Annotated in this window: 19 protein-coding genes; 4 read left to right on the top strand and 15 right to left on the bottom strand. The window is 66.6% G+C overall.

Going from position 1 to position 19,200, the window contains the following annotated elements; translation table 11 throughout:
- Window positions 1-14: 14 nt before the first annotated feature.
- From ACYU98_RS03840 to ACYU98_RS03825, 4 genes are all read right to left on the bottom strand, one after another.
- Window positions 15-578: a hypothetical protein gene (locus ACYU98_RS03840; RefSeq protein ID WP_460466866.1), complete on the bottom strand. Its 564-nt coding sequence runs from the start codon at window positions 576-578 to the stop codon at window positions 15-17.
- Between the two features lie 153 nt (window positions 579-731).
- Entirely contained in the window at window positions 732-1,268 is a 537-nt protein-coding gene (locus ACYU98_RS03835) for an AAA family ATPase (RefSeq protein WP_460466865.1), read from the bottom strand.
- 97 nt (window positions 1,269-1,365) lie between these two features.
- Window positions 1,366-2,583: a formaldehyde dehydrogenase, glutathione-independent gene (gene fdhA / locus ACYU98_RS03830; protein WP_460466864.1), complete on the bottom strand. Its 1,218-nt coding sequence runs from the start codon at window positions 2,581-2,583 to the stop codon at window positions 1,366-1,368.
- A gap of 182 nt (window positions 2,584-2,765) precedes the next feature.
- Window positions 2,766-3,341, bottom strand: coding sequence for a TetR-like C-terminal domain-containing protein (locus tag ACYU98_RS03825; protein ID WP_460466863.1), 576 nt, complete (start codon window positions 3,339-3,341; stop codon window positions 2,766-2,768).
- Window positions 3,342-3,425: 84 nt separating this feature from the next.
- On the opposite strand from ACYU98_RS03825, the gene ACYU98_RS03820 reads away from it, so the two are divergent.
- From ACYU98_RS03820 to ACYU98_RS03810, 3 genes are all read left to right on the top strand, one after another.
- Window positions 3,426-4,673: an MFS transporter gene (locus tag ACYU98_RS03820; protein ID WP_460466862.1), complete on the top strand. Its 1,248-nt coding sequence runs from the start codon at window positions 3,426-3,428 to the stop codon at window positions 4,671-4,673.
- 188 nt (window positions 4,674-4,861) lie between these two features.
- Window positions 4,862-5,740 (top strand): aldo/keto reductase, encoded by an 879-nt coding sequence (locus ACYU98_RS03815; RefSeq protein WP_460466861.1) that lies wholly within the window; start codon window positions 4,862-4,864, stop codon window positions 5,738-5,740.
- Window positions 5,741-5,791: 51 nt separating this feature from the next.
- Window positions 5,792-6,781 (top strand): aldo/keto reductase, encoded by a 990-nt coding sequence (locus ACYU98_RS03810; RefSeq protein WP_460466860.1) that lies wholly within the window; start codon window positions 5,792-5,794, stop codon window positions 6,779-6,781.
- A 183-nt stretch (window positions 6,782-6,964) separates the two neighbouring features.
- Here the strand turns inward: ACYU98_RS03810 and ACYU98_RS03805 are convergent, their stop codons facing one another.
- The 7 genes from ACYU98_RS03805 to ACYU98_RS03775 all read right to left on the bottom strand — a co-directional run bounded on the left by ACYU98_RS03805 (window position 6,965) and on the right by ACYU98_RS03775 (window position 15,551).
- Window positions 6,965-7,534, bottom strand: a complete 570-nt coding sequence (locus ACYU98_RS03805) for a GNAT family N-acetyltransferase (RefSeq protein WP_460466859.1) — start codon at window positions 7,532-7,534, stop codon at window positions 6,965-6,967.
- A 322-nt stretch (window positions 7,535-7,856) separates the two neighbouring features.
- Window positions 7,857-8,870 carry a hypothetical protein gene (locus tag ACYU98_RS03800; protein WP_460466858.1) on the bottom strand — a complete coding sequence of 338 codons (1,014 nt, stop codon included), beginning with the start codon at window positions 8,868-8,870 and terminating at the stop codon, window positions 7,857-7,859.
- Between the two features lie 143 nt (window positions 8,871-9,013).
- Window positions 9,014-9,757 carry a dihydrofolate reductase family protein gene (locus ACYU98_RS03795; protein WP_460466857.1) on the bottom strand — a complete coding sequence of 248 codons (744 nt, stop codon included), beginning with the start codon at window positions 9,755-9,757 and terminating at the stop codon, window positions 9,014-9,016.
- Window positions 9,758-10,099: 342 nt separating this feature from the next.
- Window positions 10,100-11,464 (bottom strand): replicative DNA helicase, encoded by a 1,365-nt coding sequence (gene dnaB / locus ACYU98_RS03790; RefSeq protein ID WP_460466856.1) that lies wholly within the window; start codon window positions 11,462-11,464, stop codon window positions 10,100-10,102.
- Window positions 11,465-11,797: 333 nt separating this feature from the next.
- Window positions 11,798-13,012, bottom strand: a complete 1,215-nt coding sequence (locus tag ACYU98_RS03785; protein WP_460466855.1) for a peptidoglycan DD-metalloendopeptidase family protein — start codon at window positions 13,010-13,012, stop codon at window positions 11,798-11,800.
- Window positions 13,013-13,041: 29 nt separating this feature from the next.
- The gene (locus tag ACYU98_RS03780) at window positions 13,042-14,094 is read right to left on the bottom strand and encodes a C40 family peptidase (RefSeq protein ID WP_460466854.1); all 1,053 of its coding nucleotides are present in this window, start codon (window positions 14,092-14,094) and stop codon (window positions 13,042-13,044) included.
- Window positions 14,095-14,789: 695 nt separating this feature from the next.
- On the bottom strand, window positions 14,790-15,551 hold the full coding sequence (locus ACYU98_RS03775; protein WP_460466853.1) for a C40 family peptidase: 762 nt from the start codon (window positions 15,549-15,551) through the stop codon (window positions 14,790-14,792).
- Window positions 15,552-15,978: 427 nt separating this feature from the next.
- Here ACYU98_RS03775 and ACYU98_RS03770 point away from each other — a divergent pair, with 427 nt between their 5' ends.
- Entirely contained in the window at window positions 15,979-17,307 is a 1,329-nt protein-coding gene (locus tag ACYU98_RS03770; RefSeq protein ID WP_460466852.1) for an MATE family efflux transporter, read from the top strand.
- A 70-nt stretch (window positions 17,308-17,377) separates the two neighbouring features.
- Here ACYU98_RS03770 and rplI read toward each other — a convergent pair whose 3' ends face one another.
- The 4 genes from rplI to rpsF form a co-directional block, all read right to left on the bottom strand.
- Complete coding sequence (gene rplI, locus ACYU98_RS03765; protein ID WP_460466851.1) at window positions 17,378-17,827, bottom strand: 50S ribosomal protein L9; 450 nt, start codon at window positions 17,825-17,827, stop codon at window positions 17,378-17,380.
- A gap of 22 nt (window positions 17,828-17,849) precedes the next feature.
- The gene (gene rpsR, locus ACYU98_RS03760) at window positions 17,850-18,086 is read right to left on the bottom strand and encodes a 30S ribosomal protein S18 (protein ID WP_460466850.1); all 237 of its coding nucleotides are present in this window, start codon (window positions 18,084-18,086) and stop codon (window positions 17,850-17,852) included.
- A 101-nt stretch (window positions 18,087-18,187) separates the two neighbouring features.
- The gene (locus ACYU98_RS03755) at window positions 18,188-18,820 is read right to left on the bottom strand and encodes a single-stranded DNA-binding protein (protein ID WP_460466849.1); all 633 of its coding nucleotides are present in this window, start codon (window positions 18,818-18,820) and stop codon (window positions 18,188-18,190) included.
- A 36-nt stretch (window positions 18,821-18,856) separates the two neighbouring features.
- Entirely contained in the window at window positions 18,857-19,144 is a 288-nt protein-coding gene (gene rpsF / locus ACYU98_RS03750) for a 30S ribosomal protein S6 (protein ID WP_460466848.1), read from the bottom strand.
- Between the last annotated feature and the right edge of the window lie 56 nt (window positions 19,145-19,200).

Raw genomic sequence — 19,200 nt, 5'->3', positions numbered from 1 at the left:
CGCGTCGCCGCGACTCAGGCGCCGTGCCGGTGGGACCGACCCAGGGCGATGAGCCGGGTGATGGTGCGCCGGGTGCCCAGCAGGCCGAACAGGGCGAACATGACGGCGTCGTTCTGGTACGTGCTGAGCACGCTCGGCTCGGTGATGTTGCGCGCCGCGAAGTCCAGCGCCGAGGAGTAGCCGATCGGCGGCTGCCCCGCGGAGTTGTACGCCTCCACCAGGTCGGCCGCGATCACCGCGAAGAACGAGACGACGACCCCGGCGACGATCAGCCCGACCAGCGGGTAGAGGCCCTTCTTCGGCTGTTGCCCGGCGCCCTTCTCGTACAGGCGGACGGCGAGAATGCCGATCAGCGCGCTGGAGATCGAGGCGACGAAGTGCACCTTCCACAGCGCGACGGCGGCGCTCGCGCCGAGCACGATCGCGAACGAGGCGGCCGCGAGACCCCGGCCGACGTTCTCCCGGCCGGTCGTACGCAGCGATCGACGCGTGAGGTCCTCGGGAAGAACGGCGGGATTCACGGCGGTGTCGCCGGCATCTGTGGCGCCGAGAGGCCGAGCGGATTCAGGCACGTTCATCGAAGGATCCCCCTTGAGTGAGCAGACCCGCGGGACAGCTCCCGGTCGGGCGACAGCGCGCTCAGGCTAGTCACGAGTCGCCCTCTGTGACACGGGATTCAGCGTTTTCCCAGGTACGCGGGTCCATGCGCCCGGCGGGGCAGACCGCGGCCGTCAGACGATCGCGGGCGGCCATCGGTCATCGCGCCACGCGGCCCAGGTCGCGAACTCGGCCGGTGGCGCGTCGATCGGTTCGCTGCCGTCGAGTTCTCCGGCGGTCGGGACGTCGAATCCCGCTGCCCACTGGGCGAGTTCGTCATCCGACATGGGCCAGGTGGTGTGCGGCGCATCGGACTGGCGGGCATCCAGTCGCCGGCGCTGCTCCGCGGTCGGCAGCTCGAAGTAGCGCAGCTGCGCCGTGGCGCCCACGTCGGTGGCCGCCTGCCGCAGGGCGGAGCGTTCGTCCCGCCCCCAGAGGCCGAAGTCGAGGACGACATTCGTCCCGAGTTCGAGCGCTCGCAGTCCGATCCCGATCAGTCGTCCTTCGATCACGTCCGCGGCCGACGACGGGTTGTCCCGGCCGTACAGAGCCTTCATCCATTCGTCCTTGGTGAGCCGGAGCGCGGCGTGCTCGACCTCGATCCGCCGGGCGGCCGTGGTCTTGCCGGTCGCGGGCAGACCCACCGTCAGGAACAGCGTCGGTGGTGTCATCGGAACCTTCCTCCGGCGTCGTCGGCTCCCCGTCGACACGGCGGCCGACCGCGCGAGAGATGTCGCGCGATCAGCCGCCGCCGTACCCGGGGAACGGTCAGTTCTTGACGTACCCGTTGGGGTTGAGGACGTACTTCGTCGCGGCGCCGGCGTCGAACTCGGCATAGCCGCGCGGCGCCTCCTCCAGCGGAATCGCCTTGGCGTTCACCGCCTTCGCGATCTGCACCTTGTCGTGCAGGATCGCCATCATCAGCTGCCGGTTGTACTTCATCACCGGACACTGACCGGTCGTGAACGACAGCGACTTCGCCCAGCCGGTGCCCAGCGAGAGCGACAGGGCCCCCCGCTGAGCGGCCTCGTCGATGCCGCCGGGGTCGCCGGTGACGTACAGCCCCGGGATGCCGAGCGCGCCACCGGCCGCGGTGACCTCCATCAGCGAGTTGAGCACGGTCGCCGGCGCCTCGTGGGACGAGTCGGAGCCGTGGCCCTTCGCCTCGAAACCGACCGCGTCGACACCGCAGTCGACCTCCGGAACACCGAGGATCTGCTCGATCTGGTCCTTGGGCTCTCCCTTGGACAGGTCGACCGTCTCGCAGCCGAACGACTGCGCCTGCTTCAGGCGATCCGCGTTCATGTCGCCGACGATGACGACGGCGGCCCCCAACAGCTGCGCGCCCGCGGCGGCCGCGAGGCCGACCGGTCCGGCACCCGCGACGTACACGGTCGAGCCGACGCCCACACCGGCTGTGACCGCGCCGTGGAAGCCGGTCGGGAAGATGTCCGACAGCATGGTCAGGTCCATGATCTTCTCGAGGGCCTGGTCCCGGTCCGGGAACTTCAGCAGGTTCCAGTCGGCGTACGGCACGAGTACGAACTCGGCCTGACCGCCGACCCAGCCGCCCATGTCGACATAGCCGTACGCGCTGCCCGGGCGGTCCGGGTTCACGTTGAGGCAGATCCCGGTCTTCCGCTCCTTGCAGTTCCGGCAGCGCCCGCAGGCGATGTTGAACGGCACCGAGACGATGTCACCGACCTTGATGAACTCGACGTCCGAGTCGACCTCGACCACCTCGCCGGTGATCTCGTGACCGAGCACCAGGTCCTTGGGCGCGGTGGTGCGTCCGCGAACCATGTGCTGGTCCGACCCGCAGATGTTCGTGGTCACCGTCTTCAGGATGGCGCCGTGGGGCACCTTGCGTCCGACGTTGTCCGGGTTGACGCCCGGCCCGTCCTTCAGTTCGAAGGTGGGGTAATCGGTGTCGATGACTTCGACGACACCCGGTTCCTTGTACGCGACGGCCTTGTTTCCCGACATGCTCACTCCTTTGTGACTTGTGGGACACGGCCCGGCCGTGGACGGCCGAGCCCAGCAAGGCGACAAAGATCCACGCTCCCCGGCACGATGCGAACTCCGTCACCTGGCGTGGGGGTCCGAGCGGACTCCCGCTTTCACGGTAGGCCCGTTGAGCGGTCAGGTGCCTTGTTCGCCCTGCCGGGTCAGCGCGCCAGGACCAGCACGTCGCGAACCAGACGCTCCGCGTACGCGGCGTCGATCGGCAACCCGAAGACCACGTGGTGGTAGAGCGGGGCGATGACGTGGTCGAGAACCTGCTCGACACTGGGTGTTGCCTCCCCGCGGGAGCGGGCCCGGGCGATCATCTCCGCGGACTGCTGCTGCCGGGTGCCCCAGCACGGGCATTCGGGCACGAGCCCGTCGCGGGCCGAGACGAGCGCGCGCAGATAGCGGGTGCGCTTGGGCTGTGCGATGTCCTCAGCGATGATCGTCGCCCACGCGGTCAGGTCGCCGGCGATGCTGCCGGTGTCGGGCAACATGTCGCCCTCGCGGGTGAGCGCGGCGACCGCGACCTCCTCCAGCAGCGCGTCGATGTCGCCCCACCGGCGGTAGACGCTCGTGGCGTTGACGTCGGCGCGCTGGGCGACCATCGGGATGGTGATGCGGTCGGGCTTGCTCTCGGCCATCAGCTGGCCGACCGCGGTGTAGACCGACTCCTGCACGCGCGCGCTGCGTCCGCCAGGGCGGCGGGCGGGTGTCTCGGTGGGCATAGAAGTCATTATTGCAATGTTGTTGGCATTAGCGCACCCCCCGGTGTACGTTCCCCTAAAGCAAACATCATTGCCTTAACTACGGAGGGCGTCATGCAGCTTCAACTCGGTCGACCGGCATCGTTCGCGATCGCGGGCTCGACCATGGTGGCTGCGATGGCCGCCGCCGCAGCACCGTCACCGCTCTACCCGGTCTACCAGCGGTTGTGGGGATTCTCGGCGTTCACCCTGACGGTCGTCTTCGCCGTGTACGTCGTCGCACTGCTGGCCGCGCTGCTCACCGTCGGGTCGGTCTCCGACCACGTCGGCCGGCGGCCGGTCATCATCTCGGGCCTCATCGTCCTGGCCGTGGGCATGGTGCTCTTCGCCAACGCGCACGGTGTGGCCGGCCTGGTCGTCGCCCGGGTCGTACAAGGTCTGGCCACCGGCGCGATCACCGGCACCATCAGCGCGATGGTGGTCGACCTGCAGCCGAACGCCCGGTTCGGATCGATCGTCAGCAGCAGCACGCCACCGCTCGGCCTCGCGCTCGGCGCCGTCCTGGCCGGGGCCCTCGTGCAGCACGCCCCCGCTCCGCGTCAGCTGGTCTTCTGGATCCTCTTCGCGGCCTACATCGCCTTCGCCCTGATCTTGCTGCTCGTTCCCGAGGCAGCAGAGCGCTCTGGCGCCGGCCGACGTACGGTGGCGCGCTCGCTGCTGCCGAGCGCGGGAGTCTCGCAGCCGGCTCGTGCGACCTTCGCCGCCCTGGTGCCGGCCATCTGCGCGACCTGGGCGCTCGGCGGTCTCTACCTCTCGCTCGGCTCCTCGGTCGTGGGCCGGCTGCTCGGCGTCACCGACCACTTCGTCGTCGGCCTCGTCCTCGGTGCGTTCTTCGCGGCGGGTGCGCTGGGCTCCTTCATCGCATCTCGGCTCCCCCAGCCCCGCCGACTCCCGTTCGGTTACGCGACGCTCGGCACCGGCGTCGCACTGACGGTGGTGGCCACCCTGAACACGTCACTCTGGGTGTACGTCGTCGGATCGGCGGCGGCGGGCCTCGGCTTCGGTTCGACGTTCATGGTGGCGATGGGAACGCTCGCCGCGGTCACCCCGGCGCGCGACCGCGGACAGACATTCGCCACGACCTTCGTGGTGAGCTACGCGGCGTTCAGCATCCCGGCGCTGGTCGCCGGGCTAGCCGTGGAGGAGTGGGGACTGCGGCCGACCGTGCTCGGGTACGGCGCGTTCGTCCTGGCGCTCGTGGTGGCGGCTTCGGTCGCGGCGGTCGTGCTCGCTCGGCGGTCTGCGTCGAGAGCAGCGCGGGAGTCTGCCGATGAAGAGCGCAGCACCGCCGTCACTTCCTGATCGCCCTGTCTCTGGCGCACGTGGCCACCCGCGGCGTTGAGCATGGGTGCGCGTCGGTCCGTCGGCGACTGCCGCCCTCCACCCGACCGGAACCCTCCGAAGGGGGTAACCGCAGGGCCTCCCGGCAGCCGCCCAGGTTCCCTACCGTGGAAAAGACGCAAGATCAGCCACAGCGACAGGAGAACGGCATGGACACGCTGAAGCTCAACAACGACGTCGAGATCCCCGCCCTCGGCCTCGGGGTGTTCCAGACCCCGCCCGAGGAGACGCACGCCGCAGTCGAGGCCGCCCTGAGCACCGGCTACCGCCACATCGACACCGCCGCCGCGTACGGCAACGAGCGCGAGGTCGGCCAGGCCATCCACGGATCTGGTGTCGGCCGCGACGAGGTGTTCATCGAGACCAAGATCTGGATCAGCGACTACGGCTACGAGCAGACGCTGCACGGATTCGACAAGAGCGCGGACAAGCTCGGCGTCGACCAGATCGACCTGCTCATCCTGCACCAGGCGCTCCCGTCGGACTTCGACAAGACGCTGCAGGCCTACCGTGCGCTGGAGACGCTGTTGGAGCAGGGCAAGGTCCGCGCCATCGGCGTCAGCAACTTCATGGTCGACCACATCACCCGACTCCTCGACACCGCGACGGTCGTCCCGGCGGTCAACCAGATCGAGGTCCACCCCTACTTCCAGCAGCGCGAGGTGCAGGCGATCGGCACCGAGCACGGCATCCTCACCCAGGCCTGGTCGCCCATCGGCGGCATCACCTTCTACCGCGACGGCAACCATGGCAGCACGCTGGAGGACCCCGCCATCCGGAAGATCGCCGAGGCCCATGGCAAGTCACCGGCCCAGGTCATGTTGCGCTGGCACCTCCAGCAGGGCCGCTCGGTGATCCCGAAGTCGACCAAGCCGCACCGCATCGCGGAGAACTTCGACGTCTTCGACTTCACCCTCGCGTCCGAGGAGCTCGCTGCCATCGACGCCTTGGACACCGGCCAGCGCGGCGGACCCGAGCCCGAGGACATCACCCTGGAGAACTTCGGCCGCCCGATCCCCGAGGCCTGAGTGCGCCCTCGCGCGTCACTGACCGCTCGTCCGACGAATGGAGAACCGCACATGAAGACACGCACCCTCGGCACGACAGGCCTGCAGGTGTCCGCGCTCGGACTCGGCTGCATGGGAATGAGCCAGTCCTTCGGGCCTCGGCCCCCACGCGAGGAGATGATCACGTTCTTGCGCGCGGCGGTCGAGAGTGGAGTGACCTTCTTCGACACCGCGGAGGTCTACGGCCCCTTCCACAACGAGGACCTGGTCGGCGAGGCCCTCGCACCGGTCCGCGACGGCGTCGTCATCGCCACCAAGTTCGGCTTCGGCTTCGATGAGAACGGTACGCAGACCGGCGTCACCAGCCGCCCAGAGAACATCCGCGCCGCGGTGGAGGGCTCCCTGCGACGGCTGCGCACTGACGCCATCGACCTGCTGTACCAGCATCGCGTCGACCCGGACGTTCCCATCGAGGAAGTCGCCGGGACCGTCAAGGAGCTCATCGACGCCGGGAAGGTGCACCACTTCGGCATGTCGGAGGCCGGCGTGCAGACGATCCGCCGCGCGCACGCGGTGCAGCCGGTGACCGCTCTGCAGAGCGAGTACTCCCTGTTCTGGCGGGAGCCGGAGGAGGCGATCCTGCCGGCGCTCGAAGAGCTCGGCATCGGGTTCGTGCCGTTCAGCCCGCTCGGACGCGGCTTCCTGACCGGTCAGGTCACCAAGACCACCCAGTTCGGTGAGGGCGACATCCGTGCCTCCCTGCCGCGCTTCGAGCGGGAGGCGTTGGAGGCCAATCTCGCCCTCGTCGACCTTATCAAGGCGGTCGCAGAGCGCAAGCAGGCGACGGTCGGGCAGGTCGCCCTCGCCTGGCTGCTCGCGCAGAAGCCGTGGATCGCCCCGATCCCCGGGACCCGGAGGATCGAGCGCCTCGAGGAGAACATCGCTGCCGCAGAACTCGAGCTCACCGCCGAGGACCTCGCTGAGCTCGACGCGGCATCCGCGAGCGTGCAGGTCCAGGGGGCGCGGTACCCGGACGCGATGCAGAAGATGATCGACCGCTGACGGTCCCGAGAAGCTTCGCCACGTCGTCCCTGTGACGGCGTGGCGAAGCCGTGCCCCCTCGGAAAGTCCGCGCCGAGGCCTCGCCAACTCGTGGTGCCAGCGACGATCAGACCGGGCCGAACCGGTCGACGAAGACGACCAGACTTTCGATGTGCTCGTCCCTTTGCACTTCGCCAGAGGGCCTCAAGCACCAGACGGCGAACCAGACGCGGGAGTGGATGTTTCCCGGCGACCGTCGGTGGCAAGGATGGACATCAGTATCTGGTCGGCGAACGCGCCGTTGGCCCAGGCAGCATCGCGTAGCCGCCCTTCGCGTTGGTAGCCGAGTCGGGTCGCCGCAGCGAGCATCGCCGCGTTCTCGCTGTGGGTCTCGAGTTGCAGACGATGCATGCCGAGTACGTGCAGCCCGTAACCGGTCAGCACGTTCAGGGCATCAACCCCGAGGCGGCGACCCCGGAAATGCGGGCGCAGCGCCAGTCCGACATGGGCGGAGCGGTTGTGCCGGTCGATCCCCCACAGCACCGCTTCCCCTGCGAGATCCCCGCTGGAACGCTCCACCACGGAGAACAACGACGCGTGATCCGACCCTGCGTCAACGGCAAACGGCGATACCGTCACCGGCAGTGGCCGCCACGGACGAAGATCGGCCCTGGAGCGGGTGGCCACGTCCTCGTAGAGCTCGGCGTGGAGCACCGGTACGTCCGCCTCGATCCGGGAACGAAGCACCACAAGTTCTCCTGCGATCATGGTCATCAACCTCACAATTGAGCCGTCCAGGGAATTGGACTGGACTGAACTTCGACTGGTGGCGTGGGCCAGGTCAGCGGCGATGAAGCGGATCGAACACTACATCTGCAAAGCGCACGTCGTTCCGGTAGTGGCGCCCACGACCAACAGCGGTGTTGAGATGGGGCGAAGATGTCGCATACTTCCCGTCGTACTTGTCACAGATCGGTCTGCTTCGCGCATGGTGTGGCAAGTAGCTGCGCAGCCCACCTAGCCATGCTCGGCACGAGACAGCGGGGCCAGATGCGGGCCAGGCGGACCGTGCCGTTGGGCCTCTGGGCCCCTGCGCTCAACTCATCCGAGAGTGGATCTCGTCGAAGAACTCATTGAGCATCGCCTCCGCGCCTGGCCGCCCGAGTTCGTAACCGCCGAATCGGAAGACCTGATACCCAGCGAGCTTGAGCCGTCGGTCCTCAGCGACCATCTCGGAGTAGAGCCGCGGGGAGGCGGACTCACCGGCCGCATAGTGCTGCTTGCCGTCGACTTCAATCACGACGCGTTTCCTGTCGCTGAACAGCATGAGGAAGTCCATCCGCTGGCGCGCCAAAGGCGCCCCGTTCACTGATGCCCGGCGGGTTCTCTGGTCGAGCGGGTCGTAGTGGAGATAAACCTGCGGTACGAGCGCGATGACGTTCGGGTTTTCCTTGAACCGTGCGTAGTAGGTCCGGAACAGCAGGATCTCGGGCGGGCTCGCGAGTGAGGCAGCCAACCGCTGATACAGATGGCGTGCGATGCCCGGGTCATCGAGGTCTGGCGGACAGGACTGGTGGGCTGCCCACCACGCCACGAGATCACTGAACTTCAACCCGCCGTCGGGCAACGGCTGGTCGTAGATGAGGCAGGTGTCGCCGTTCGCCACGATCTCGATGTCGTTGCTGACGGCATCCCTGAGCACCAGGTCGGGCTTCGGGCCGGTGCTGGCGAAGATCAGGTTTTTCGTCCTGCCTTCTACGCCTTCTCCTTGTTCGTAGGCATCCACCAGGAAAGCCAGTTGCTCTTGGTTGAGTTTGTGGATGTCGCGGTAGGTGCTCAGCCGATGCGCGAGGGATGCCAGCTGCGCGACCGACCAGTCCTCGATGTAGCCCGTGTCGAGTTCGCGTTTCGTATCGGCCTGGCCGGGCTGCGCCCCGTCACGTCGCCATTCCAGTCGGAGCTCTTCGGGTAGGACGGACATCAACTCGACCCGGGTGTACCGATCGATTAACGCATTGCAGATGGCCTTACTGAGCGTGCGCTTCGACGCGACGGCCGGCAACGATTTCACCTCCGTTGGGCGGAACCATCCGTCGAAGTACTCGGCCATGGACGCAGTCTGGTGGCTTGACGCGCCAAGCTTGCAGCCCCGGTCGGATCGTGTCGCAGGTGGCGGCCGCTGTCGGTACGGCAGAAATCACGACCCAGGCGGCGATCACCCGGGCATCTGCCGTGGGGGCGCCACGGCAACCGTCATCGAAGAACGCGGTAGCGGGTACGGACCGCGCCCGCTTGCGCAGCGACATCGACAAGTTCAAGGCGGATCGGCGCCTCCGGAGCAGGTCGCTCCGGACCGTCGAACATCGTCGGCGTCTCGGCCCCGCCGACGAGCCCTGGGAGAGTCACGACGTCGACCAAGTCGACCAGGCCCGCCGAAAACAGGGACGCGTTCAATGTCCCGCCGGAGTCGGCCACCACGCGACGCACGCCCAGGTCATGGGCGAGCTTGACCAGTCCGATCCGGAGGTCGACCCGATCGAGTCCAGCGACCAGGTAGGCGATTCGAAGCTCACGTAATCGCGCGAGATAACCCGGTGGCGTCTTCTCGCACACGAGGACGAGCAGCCGCATGTCGTCATCCCCGGTGAACGCCCATGAAACTCGGCCGCGACTGTCGGCAACGACGAACCATCGCGGGGCTTCGGCAGGTAAGTAGTCCGAATGCAGAGAACCGCCTCCCGGCGACGGTGACGGCCATTCAGGGATCGGAGCGTCGACATCGACGAACGATCCGCTGCCCTCCAGGACTGCGTCCGCTTCCAACTCCTGTTGGCGGTGCTCGAACGCCCCGGCGACCGCCATCGTCGCCCACCGCGCCCCAACAGCGGGTTCCATCAGCCGTTGCGAACGGCCCAAGGTGATCCGACCATCAACACTCACCGTCGAGGTCAGAACGACCTCCGGACGAGGACCGTCCAGCCAGTCAGAGCTAGTCATTTTTATGACCCTAGACGCGAACCGGTCTGGAGCGTCAGGACCTCCGACAGCGCCTGCCCAGGGAAACGCCGGCAGCAATCTCCTCGAAGATGGGACGGTGAGCACACTGGTCACTGCTGCATCATCGTGGTGGAGGCCCAAAGAGGACCGCGCGAGTCAGCGCCCTCGGCCAGAACAATGCCCTGAGTACGTGTGTACCCACGTGTGCCGCCACTGGCACGACAACCGTACTCCAGTCCATAACCCTGAATAATCGCCGCGCGCGCCGACATAACAGCTGGTTTATGTTACATACAAACGCAGTTTATGAAATGTTCGCTGCATCTCGACAACAGCAGACCCTCAGAAGTTCTGCGCCATGTCCTTGAACCGCGAGTAGTGCCCCTGGAACGCCACGGTGATCGTGTCGGTCGGGCCATTACGGTGCTTCGCCACGATGATGTCGGCCTCACCAGGACGCTCCGAATCACGGTTGGCGGCATCGTCGCGGTGCAGCAGGAGCACCATGTCGGCGTCCTGTTCGATGGAGCCCGATTCACGAAGGTCACTCATCTGCGGACGCTTGTCGGTGCGCTGCTCCGATCCACGGTTCAGCTGCGAGATGGCGATCACCGGAACCTCGAGTTCCTTGGCCAACAGTTTCAGCGCACGGGAGAACTCCGCGACCTCCTGCTGGCGAGACTCGACGCGCTTGCCCGATGACATCAGCTGTAGGTAGTCGATGATGATCAGCTTCAGGTTGTGGCGATCAGCCAGCTGACGACATTTGCTGCGGATCTCCATCAAGGACATGTTCGGCGAGTCATCGATGAACAGCGGCGCATCCGAGATGCGACCCATCGTGGCCGCGAGCTTGGCCCAGTCCTCATCGCGCATCGAGCCCTTGCGCATGTGTTGCAACTGGATCTCCGCCTCAGCTGAGAGCAGACGCATGCTGATCTCGACCTTGCTCATTTCCAGGCTGAAGATGACCGAAGTCATGTTGTTCTTGATCGAGGCAGAGCGGGCGATGTCGAGTCCGATGGTCGACTTGCCCACCGCCGGTCGCGCCGCAATCACGATCATCTGACCTGGGTGGAGCCCGTTGGTCAGCGTGTCGAGATCGGCGAACCCGGTCGGCACCCCGGTCATTTGGCCGCCATGCGAGCTGGCCGCCTCGATCTCATCGGCGGTTTGCTCGACCACCTCGCCGAGTCGGACGTAGTCATCGGCCTTGCGACCGGCCGACACGTCGAAGACCAGCCGCTGCGCGGCGTTGATGACGTCGACGGTGTCGCCACCACCGGGCTGCTGAGCAAGCTGCACGATCTTGGTTCCCGCATCACCCAACCGGCGCATCACCGCGCGCTCAGAAACGATCTGTGCGTAGTAACCGGCATTGGCCGCCGTCGGCACCATCTGGATGAGCTCGTGCAGGTAAGCGGGCCCACCGATCCGCAGCAGCTCGCCCTTTTTGTTGAGCTCGTCGGCGACGGTCAGCGCATCGGCCGGGTCGCCTCGCCCGTACATCTCGATGATCGTGTCGAAGACGATCTCGTGAGCCGGGAAGTAGAAGTCGCGCCCGCGGGTCTCCTCGATCGCGTCGCCGATCGCGTCTTTGTTGATCAGCATGCTGCCCAGAACGGACTGCTCCGCGCCACGGTCTTGCGGGGGCAAACCCGGACCGCCGTCGCTCGGCTCGCCATAATCCGGCATCGGTTCGTTCATCACCGTCATGCTTTGCGCTCCGCCCATCGTGTCGACCCAGGGACCATCAGATCAGCCACCACTGACAAGCCGACAGCGCACCGTACGACGTCCGCGGGGCAGCAGACAAACCGGTCGAAGAGAGTCTTGTGGGGAACCTGGGGAGAACGTGTGCGCGCCGTTGTGGAACATTTCCCACAGGCTGTGGACAAAGCTGTGGGAAAGCTGCTGACCTGCGCCGATGCTGCGGCCCATGGGGTGAGACCGGGGAGTGTCAGCAGTCAATCACCGACACGACAAAAGCCCCTCGCTACCGGATAGCTGGTAGCGAGAGGCCTCTGTGTCCTTGGGTGATCAGCCGTTCTGGCTGGTCACATAAGCGCCGGTGACATAGCTCGTTCCGCGCTCGACGGAATCCGGCAGACCTGCGGTGCGCCAGGTGGTGCAGCTGATCAGCTGGAAGTGCAGGTGAGCGCCCGTGCTGTAGCCGGTATTGCCCGACCGCGCGAGATTCTGACCCTGACTGATCGACTGACCCTCGACGACCTGGTAGCTCGACAGGTGGAAGTACACCTGGCAGAGCCCGGAGGCGTCCTTGATCTTGACGTAGTTGCCGCCCGAGGAGACATACCCGGTGTCATAGACAACACCAGCGCGCGCCGCGACGACCTGGGTGCCGACCGGCATCCCGAAGTCGATGCCGTCACGGTCGTAACTGTTGTTGTGCGAGTAGGTCGCGTTCGGACCCTGCGTGATCTTGTACGTCGCGCCCTTGGTCCACGGCATGCGGTACGGCCCGCTCGGGTCACCGACGGTGACCGGCGGAGTCGTAACCGGCGGGGTCGTGACCGGCGGCGTTGTCACCGGCGGAGTGGTCGTGACCGGCGGCGTCGTCACCGGCGGGGTGGTCGTCGGTCCGCAAACTCCCCCGAGCGCCTTCCACGTCGCGGTGTCGACCGCACCAGTCACCGAAAGGTCTTGCGCCCGCTGGTAGGCCTTCACCCGAGCCAATGTCGCCGGGCCGAACGAACCATCGACCGTCAGTCCGCCGAGCTTCTGCTGCGCGGTCTTCACCAACGCACCGGTCGAGCCGTAGCGCAACGTGGTGACCGAGCAGGTGGGCGGAGCGGGCGTCGACGAGCCGCTGGGGTAGCCCCCGAGCGCGGACCAGGTGTCCGGACCGATGCGACCATCGGCGTAAAGACCGTGGTCGACCTGGAACGCCTTCACCCGAGCCAGCGTGGCCGGGCCGAACGAACCGTCGACCGCGAGTCCGCCCAGACGCTGCTGCGCAGTGCGCACCAACGATCCGGTCGAGCCGTACGTCAGCCAGGTGACGGCCGTCGTCGCGGACTTCACCGCGGTCGCACGAACCGCGGCAGCCTTGCTGACGCCTTGAGTGGCGCTGTGTACGGTCGCGTCCGCTGACGGCGCGAGCGCTGTGCCGGCGACGGTGGGGATCACGGTGGCCACTCCGACACCCGCGATCAAGCGGGGCGTGGTGACGATCTGAGCGGCCGCGTTGGGGCGCCGCTTCTGGTGGCGTGGGGCCATGGCAGTGCGAATCACAAGCTTGTCTCTCTGTCCTGGGTCCCGAATCAGCGGAAGGTGCCGTAGCCGGACGGCGTGGAGTAAATCGGCTGTACGCGGACAACCTGGCCCGGATACGGCGCGGCGATCTCCGTGTTGTTCCCGAGGTAAATACCCACGTGGTAGGCGGGCGAACCGAAGAACACCAGGTCACCCGGCTGCGGGTTCGACGTCGGGCGCAGGAAGTTCTGCTGCAAGTGCGCCACGCGCGGGATTGCGATCCCGGCCTTCGCGTAGACGTACTGCGTCAGGCCGGAGCAGTCGAAACCGCTCGGGTCGTCGCCGCCCCAGACGTAGGGAACACCGAGGTACTGGCGAGCAAGGGCGATGATCTGCTGGCCCTTGTCGGTGGAGGTGCCCGGGTCGGTCGTCGGCGGGGGCGGTGTCGGCGTCGCGGTCCCACACGGGAAACCACCGAGGGCGGACCAGGTGGCCGAGTCGACAACTCCGGTGCTCGGCAGTCCCTTGCCAGTCTGGTAGGACTTCACCCGCGCCAGAGTGGCCGGACCGAAGTCACCATCGACGGCGATGCCACCGAGGCGCTGCTGCAGAACCTGGACCAGCTGGCCACCGGAGCCGTAGCGGACGGTGGTCACCTCGCACTGCGGTGTGGGCGGCGGGGTGGTCGTGGGCGGCGGGTCCGCCGGAACGGTGGTCGGGAAGCCGCCCAGCGCCTGCCAGGTATTGGGGCCGACGAGACCGTCGACGTACAACCCCTTCGCGGCCTGGAACGACTTGACCTTGGCCAGAGTCATCGGGCCGAACTGGCCGTCGACGGCGATGCCGCCGATGCGCTGCTGCATCACCTTCACCAGGTCGCCGCTGTCGCCATAGCGCAGCCAAGTGATGTCCTGGGTGACCGGAGCTGCCTTGATGGCGGTGCCGGCGGTGTGCACGGTGAGCGCTTCGGCCGGAGCCGCGCTCAAGACGCTCAACGCGGTCGCCGGTGCGGCGACCACTACCCCGCCAAGAATGACGGTCTTGTGAGCGGTGACAGCCGGCGCGAGCCGACTGGTTAATCCCGGGCGAAGCTTCTGGTGGCGTGGCGTGATGGTCGTCATCGGGCCCTCTCGGTACTCGTACGGTCTCGTCTCGTGACGCACAGCCCCGCCGTATGACTTCCCCATCAGACGAACGTGAATCCTCGGCCCCGAGCGCTCCGGATTTGGCTGCGTGCTGGAGTTTGCCGATAGTTGAACGCGTGGGGAAGTCGTGAGTGATGTAAATCAGCGTGTCAGTGCTTGCACATGAGGCTCCTGAGGCGTATGTGACTCATGGGACGCGATGACAACACAACGCCGCGCACGCAGATTTACGCTCCACGACTGGGAAGTGAGCCGATGTAACTAGCAGACCGCCTCAGCGAGCGTTTCGAACGACACGCCGAACTGCCGATTTCATGTAATTTGCTCACATTGTGAGATTTTGGCGATCTCCTCGGAGTGTCGCCGGGCCCCTGGAGCGCCTCGGGCGTACTACCGGCTACCTTCGCGCAACCGCCGAAGGCCCTTGTTGCGCAACCGCCTCCAGCGCCACACACGGATCGACCCGCGTCAGGAAACAGGCGACGCCGAACCGGTTCCATCGGTTCGTCACGATTTCAACACCACTCACATACCCCGCGGACAGCTGCACCTGCTCCAGCGCTCGGTCTCCCCCTAGCGCCCTCAGGCGGCACTGCGGCCAACGAAGACGCCCTCCCACCCCCGAAGGGGTGAAAGGGCGTCTGAACGCGTTATGCGTCGATCCGGTGGGATCAGAAGCGACCGAACGTCTTGTAGCCGTAGATCTTCTGCACGCGGATGACGGTGCCGGGGTAACGGGCCGCAATCTCGTAGCCGTTGCCGACGTAGATCGTCACGTGGTGAGCCGGGTAGCCGGAGAAGGCCAAGTCGCCGGGACGCGGGGTCGACACGCGGGATGCCGCACGCTGCTGCGCGCTGGCGGTACGCGGGATGTTGATGCCGGCCTTGCGGTAGACGTACTGGGTGAAGCCCGAGCAGTCGAAGCCGGCCGGGGTCGAGCCGCCGTAGACGTACGGAACGCCCTGGTACTGCTTGGCGATCGCGACAATGCCCGAAGCCGAGCCGCCGGTGGCCGGCGGACGGGTCTCGTCACGCGAGGTGGTCGAACCCGACGGCACGCCACCGAGTTTGCTCCAGGTCATCGGACCGACAACGCCGTCAGCCGAAAGACCGTTGCGCGACTGGAACGACCTGACGGCGGTGCGCGTGGCCGGACCGAAGTGGCCGTCCGTGGCGATGCGGTAGCCGCGGGCAACCAGGCGCTGCTGAGCGGTCTTCACGTAGGTGCCGGTGGAGCCGTAGCTCACGACGTAGGCAGCGCGAGCGGCCTTGATCGCGACAGCGGCCGGCGGTGCCGTAGCGGAGGCACCTTCGGCGGCGACGATCGGAACGATCGTGGCGGCGGTGGCCGCAACGGCGAGACCGCGGCGCGAAACCAGGTTGGAGACCAAACCGGTCTCGTGCTTGAGATGGCGAGGCTTGTAGGAACCCATGGAGGGAAGACCCTTCGGCACTTGGTGATGTTCGGACAGGGTGAAACTGATGAAACTGAGCTTGTGCGGCGCGTGGGCTTCCCCCCGGAAGGCTTGTACGCCTGAAGAAGACTGCCCCAAGGTTCCCGAACACGCGAAACAGTTCAGTGGATTTGCTCACTCTTGGTGTTACACCCCCTCCACGACACCTCCGGTTGGTGGCCGGTTCAACCACCTACTGCTCGGTCGTGACCGTTCCGTTATTCCCTTGCGATTACTGGCATCTCGGCACTTGGCAGGAACGGCGCCTCGGTTGCCGAATTCGCATCTCAAAGCCGTCCACATCGCGAGATTTGAGCGTCTCGCATAGTGGCCGTTCGGGAAGGGTCACCCCCGTTAGGGTGGTGGACATGCAGCCCGCACGTCCCATCTGCCCCACCGGTCACCAGTGACGGTCCCCCACGGCGGCGTCGACGCGCGGCGCATTCTTGCCCTGGCCGTTCCGGCGTTCCTCACCCTTGTCGCCGAGCCGCTGTTCCTGCTCACCGACAGCGCGATCGTCGGCCACCTCGGAACAGCCCAGCTGGCCGCCCTCGGCATTGCATCGTCGGTATTGCTCACTGCCGCAGGCGTTTTCATCTTCCTCGCCTATGCCACCACGTCATTGGTCGCCCGTCGAATCGGGGCCGGACGACCGGCCGAAGCCCTCTCCGCGGGCGTCGACGGTCTCTGGCTCGCCCTGGTGATCGGCATTCCAGTGACCGCCCTGGTCGCTCTCACCGCGCGGCCCCTGGTCACCGTGATGGGCGCGGGCGGTTCGCTGGTCGGCCCGGCGACGGACTACGTACGGATCGGCGCAGCCGGTATTCCCTCCTTACTACTGGTGTCGGCCGCAACAGGAGTCCTCCGCGGATTCCAGGACACCCGTACACCGTTGATCGTCGCCACGACCGGGTTCGCCGCGAACGCACTCCTTAACTACCTCTTGGTCTATCCGGCTGGGCTCGGTCTGCGCGGATCCGCCGTCGGCACTGTCATAGCCCAGAGCGCCACGGCGCTCGCCTTCGCAACCGTGGTCGTACGAAGGGCGCATCGCGAGGGTGCCCGGCTGCACTTTCAGCCGCTGGCGGTCCTCGCGGCCGCGCGCCACGGCGCCCCGCTGCTGGTCCGCACCCTGGCCCTGCGCATCGGCTTCCTGCTGACGACCTGGGTGGCCGCTGGCCTCGGCGAGGTCCCGCTGGCCGCTCACCAGGTCGCGATGAACGTCTTCAACCTGCTCGCGTTCGCCCTCGATGCGCTGGCGATCGCCGCCCAAGCGCTCATCGGCACCGACCTGGGCGCCGGCCGCGCGGATCAGACCCGCGCGGCGACCCGGAGCATCCTGCGCTGGGGCTGGCGGGCCGGGGCCATTCTCGGGCTGATCACAGCTGCGCTCGCGTGGGTCGCGCCGCTGCTCTTCACCACGGACCCGGCCGTACGCCACTGCCTCACGGTCGCCCTCCTGGTGCTCGCTGTCACCCAGCCGGTCTCCGGCGCGGTGTTCGTTCTCGACGGGGTGCTGATGGGAGCCGGCGACAATGTGGTGTTGGCCTGGCTGCAACTGGCCACCCTCGCGGTCTACGTTCCGGTGCTCCTGCTGCTGCGGGCCCAGCATTTCGACTCCAACACGGTGAGCATCGCCCTCCTGTGGGCCGCGCTCGGCTGGTTCATGGGTGCACGGTTGATCGGACTGCAGTGGCGGGCGCGCAGCGACGCCTGGCTGCGTACGGGAATCTGAGCGCTCGCACACAGCAAGACAAAGCGCCCCGCGGCCGGAGCCGGGGGCGCTTTGCGCTACTGCAGGGGTGTTACTTGGCGGCGACGACGTTCAGCTTCAGCGTCGCAGCGACCTCGGGGTGCAGGCGAACCTGAACCTCGTGGTCACCGAGCGAGCGAATCGGCTGCGCAACCTGGACGGTGCGGCGGTCGATCGAACCGACACCGGCAGCCTTGACCGCGTCAGCGATCTCGGCGGTGGTGACGGCACCGAACAGGCGACCGGTCTGACCGGCGCGGGCCTGCAGGTTGACCTTCGAACCCTCCAGGGCGCCCTTGAGCGCCTTGGCGTCGTCGAGCGACTTCACGGCGCGGGTTTCGCGCGCCTTGGTGATCGACTCGACCTGCTTCTGTCCGCCCTTGGTCCACGCGGTGGCCAGGCCACGCGGGAACAGGAAGTTGCGGGCGTAGCCGTCCTTCACGTCGGCGGTGTCGCCGGCAGAGCCGAGACCGTGCACCTCGTGGGTGAGGATGATCTTCATGTGATTTTCTCCTTGCCCTGACTCAGCGTGCGGACGACGAGTAGGGCAGCAGTGCCATTTCGCGAGCGTTCTTCACGCCGTTGGCGATCTGACGCTGCTCCTGGACGGTCACACCAGTGACGCGACGCGCACGGATCTTTCCGCGGTCACTGATGAACTTGCGCAGCAACGCAACGTCCTTGTAGTCAATGGTCTCGACCTTCGCCGCCTTCAGCGGGTTGGCCTTCTTCTTGGGCTTGCGCACAACGGGCTTGGCCATCGTGGTGCTCTCCTCTTCCTTCGGGAAAGCCCGAGCGAGCTCGGGATGGTGCTTCTACAGGTGGTGCGCGTCGCGAGACGCGCGGTTCGAATCGGGTTGGATCAGAACGGCGGTTCGTCATAGGACGGGCCGGAGTTCCAGCCACCGCCCTGCTGACCAGCGCCAGCGTTGCCGCCGGTGTTGCTCTGCTGGCCACCACCGGCGTTGCCGCCGGTCGCCCAGGGGTCCTCCTGCGGCGTGTTGCCACCGAAGTTGCCCCCAGCATTGCCGCCTTGCTGACCGCCGAAGTTTCCGCCAGCGTTGCCGCCGCCGAAGTTTCCGCCGGAGTTGCCGCCTTGCTGGCCGCCGAAGTTGCTGCCACCAGCACGCTGGGTCTTGTTGACCTTGGCGGTGGCGTAGCGCAGCGACGGACCGATCTCGTCGACGTCGAGCTCCATGACGGTTCGCTTCTCGCCCTCCTTCGTGTCGAAGGAACGAGACTTCAACCGTCCGGAGACGATCACGCGGGATCCACGGGTCAGCGACTCAGCGACGTTCTCCGCCGCTTCGCGCCACACGGAACACCGCATGAACAGCGTTTCGCCGTCCTTCCACTCATTGGTCTGTCGGTCGAACGTACGCGGCGTGGAAGCCACGGTGAAGTTCGCAACAGCGGCCCCGGACGGCGTGAACCGAAGTTCCGGGTCCTGAGTGAGGTTGCCGATGATCGTGATGACGGTGTCGCCAGCGGCCATGGTGAGGTCCTAACTCGATTCGGGTGAGGGTGTTTCTCAGGCGTCCTTGCGCATGAGCTTGGTGCGCAGCACGGACTCGTTGAGTCCCAGCTGGCGGTCAAGCTCCTTGGCGGTCGCCGACTCGGCGGTCATGTCGACCACCGCGTAGATACCCTCGGACTGCTTCTTGATGTCGTACGCAAGACGACGGCGTCCCCAGATGTCGACGTTGTTGAGCGTGCCACCATCTTTGGTGACGACGGTCAGCATCTTGTCGAGCTGGGTGCCAACTGCGCGGTCATCGATCTCGGAGTCGAGGATGATCATCAGTTCGTACTGACGCATGTGTAAACCAGCCTCCTTCGGTCTCAGGCGGTCACGCCGATCTGGCGTGACAGGAG

It is taken from the genome of Calidifontibacter terrae, assembly GCF_054778835.1.
This window is presented reverse-complemented; position numbering and strand designations above follow the sequence as displayed.

What these genes read in the sequence shown, in the direction of transcription:
- ACYU98_RS03755 (WP_460466849.1), bottom strand. Translation starts at nt 18,820, where the DNA reads ATGGCCGCTGGCGACACCGTCATCACGATCATCGGCAACCTCACTCAG.
- ACYU98_RS03820 (WP_460466862.1), top strand. Translation starts at nt 3,426, where the DNA reads ATGCAGCTTCAACTCGGTCGACCGGCATCGTTCGCGATCGCGGGCTCG.
- rpsF (WP_460466848.1), bottom strand. Translation starts at nt 19,144, where the DNA reads ATGCGTCAGTACGAACTGATGATCATCCTCGACTCCGAGATCGATGAC.
- ACYU98_RS03800 (WP_460466858.1), bottom strand. Translation starts at nt 8,870, where the DNA reads ATGGCCGAGTACTTCGACGGATGGTTCCGCCCAACGGAGGTGAAATCG.
- ACYU98_RS03805 (WP_460466859.1), bottom strand. Translation starts at nt 7,534, where the DNA reads ATGACCATGATCGCAGGAGAACTTGTGGTGCTTCGTTCCCGGATCGAG.
- ACYU98_RS03810 (WP_460466860.1), top strand. Translation starts at nt 5,792, where the DNA reads ATGAAGACACGCACCCTCGGCACGACAGGCCTGCAGGTGTCCGCGCTC.
- ACYU98_RS03775 (WP_460466853.1), bottom strand. Translation starts at nt 15,551, where the DNA reads ATGGGTTCCTACAAGCCTCGCCATCTCAAGCACGAGACCGGTTTGGTC.
- ACYU98_RS03840 (WP_460466866.1), bottom strand. Translation starts at nt 578, where the DNA reads ATGAACGTGCCTGAATCCGCTCGGCCTCTCGGCGCCACAGATGCCGGC.
- fdhA (WP_460466864.1), bottom strand. Translation starts at nt 2,583, where the DNA reads ATGTCGGGAAACAAGGCCGTCGCGTACAAGGAACCGGGTGTCGTCGAA.
- dnaB (WP_460466856.1), bottom strand. Translation starts at nt 11,464, where the DNA reads ATGAACGAACCGATGCCGGATTATGGCGAGCCGAGCGACGGCGGTCCG.
- ACYU98_RS03815 (WP_460466861.1), top strand. Translation starts at nt 4,862, where the DNA reads ATGGACACGCTGAAGCTCAACAACGACGTCGAGATCCCCGCCCTCGGC.
- rpsR (WP_460466850.1), bottom strand. Translation starts at nt 18,086, where the DNA reads ATGGCCAAGCCCGTTGTGCGCAAGCCCAAGAAGAAGGCCAACCCGCTG.
- ACYU98_RS03835 (WP_460466865.1), bottom strand. Translation starts at nt 1,268, where the DNA reads ATGACACCACCGACGCTGTTCCTGACGGTGGGTCTGCCCGCGACCGGC.
- ACYU98_RS03825 (WP_460466863.1), bottom strand. Translation starts at nt 3,341, where the DNA reads ATGACTTCTATGCCCACCGAGACACCCGCCCGCCGCCCTGGCGGACGC.
- rplI (WP_460466851.1), bottom strand. Translation starts at nt 17,827, where the DNA reads ATGAAGATCATCCTCACCCACGAGGTGCACGGTCTCGGCTCTGCCGGC.
- ACYU98_RS03795 (WP_460466857.1), bottom strand. Translation starts at nt 9,757, where the DNA reads ATGACTAGCTCTGACTGGCTGGACGGTCCTCGTCCGGAGGTCGTTCTG.
- ACYU98_RS03780 (WP_460466854.1), bottom strand. Translation starts at nt 14,094, where the DNA reads ATGACGACCATCACGCCACGCCACCAGAAGCTTCGCCCGGGATTAACC.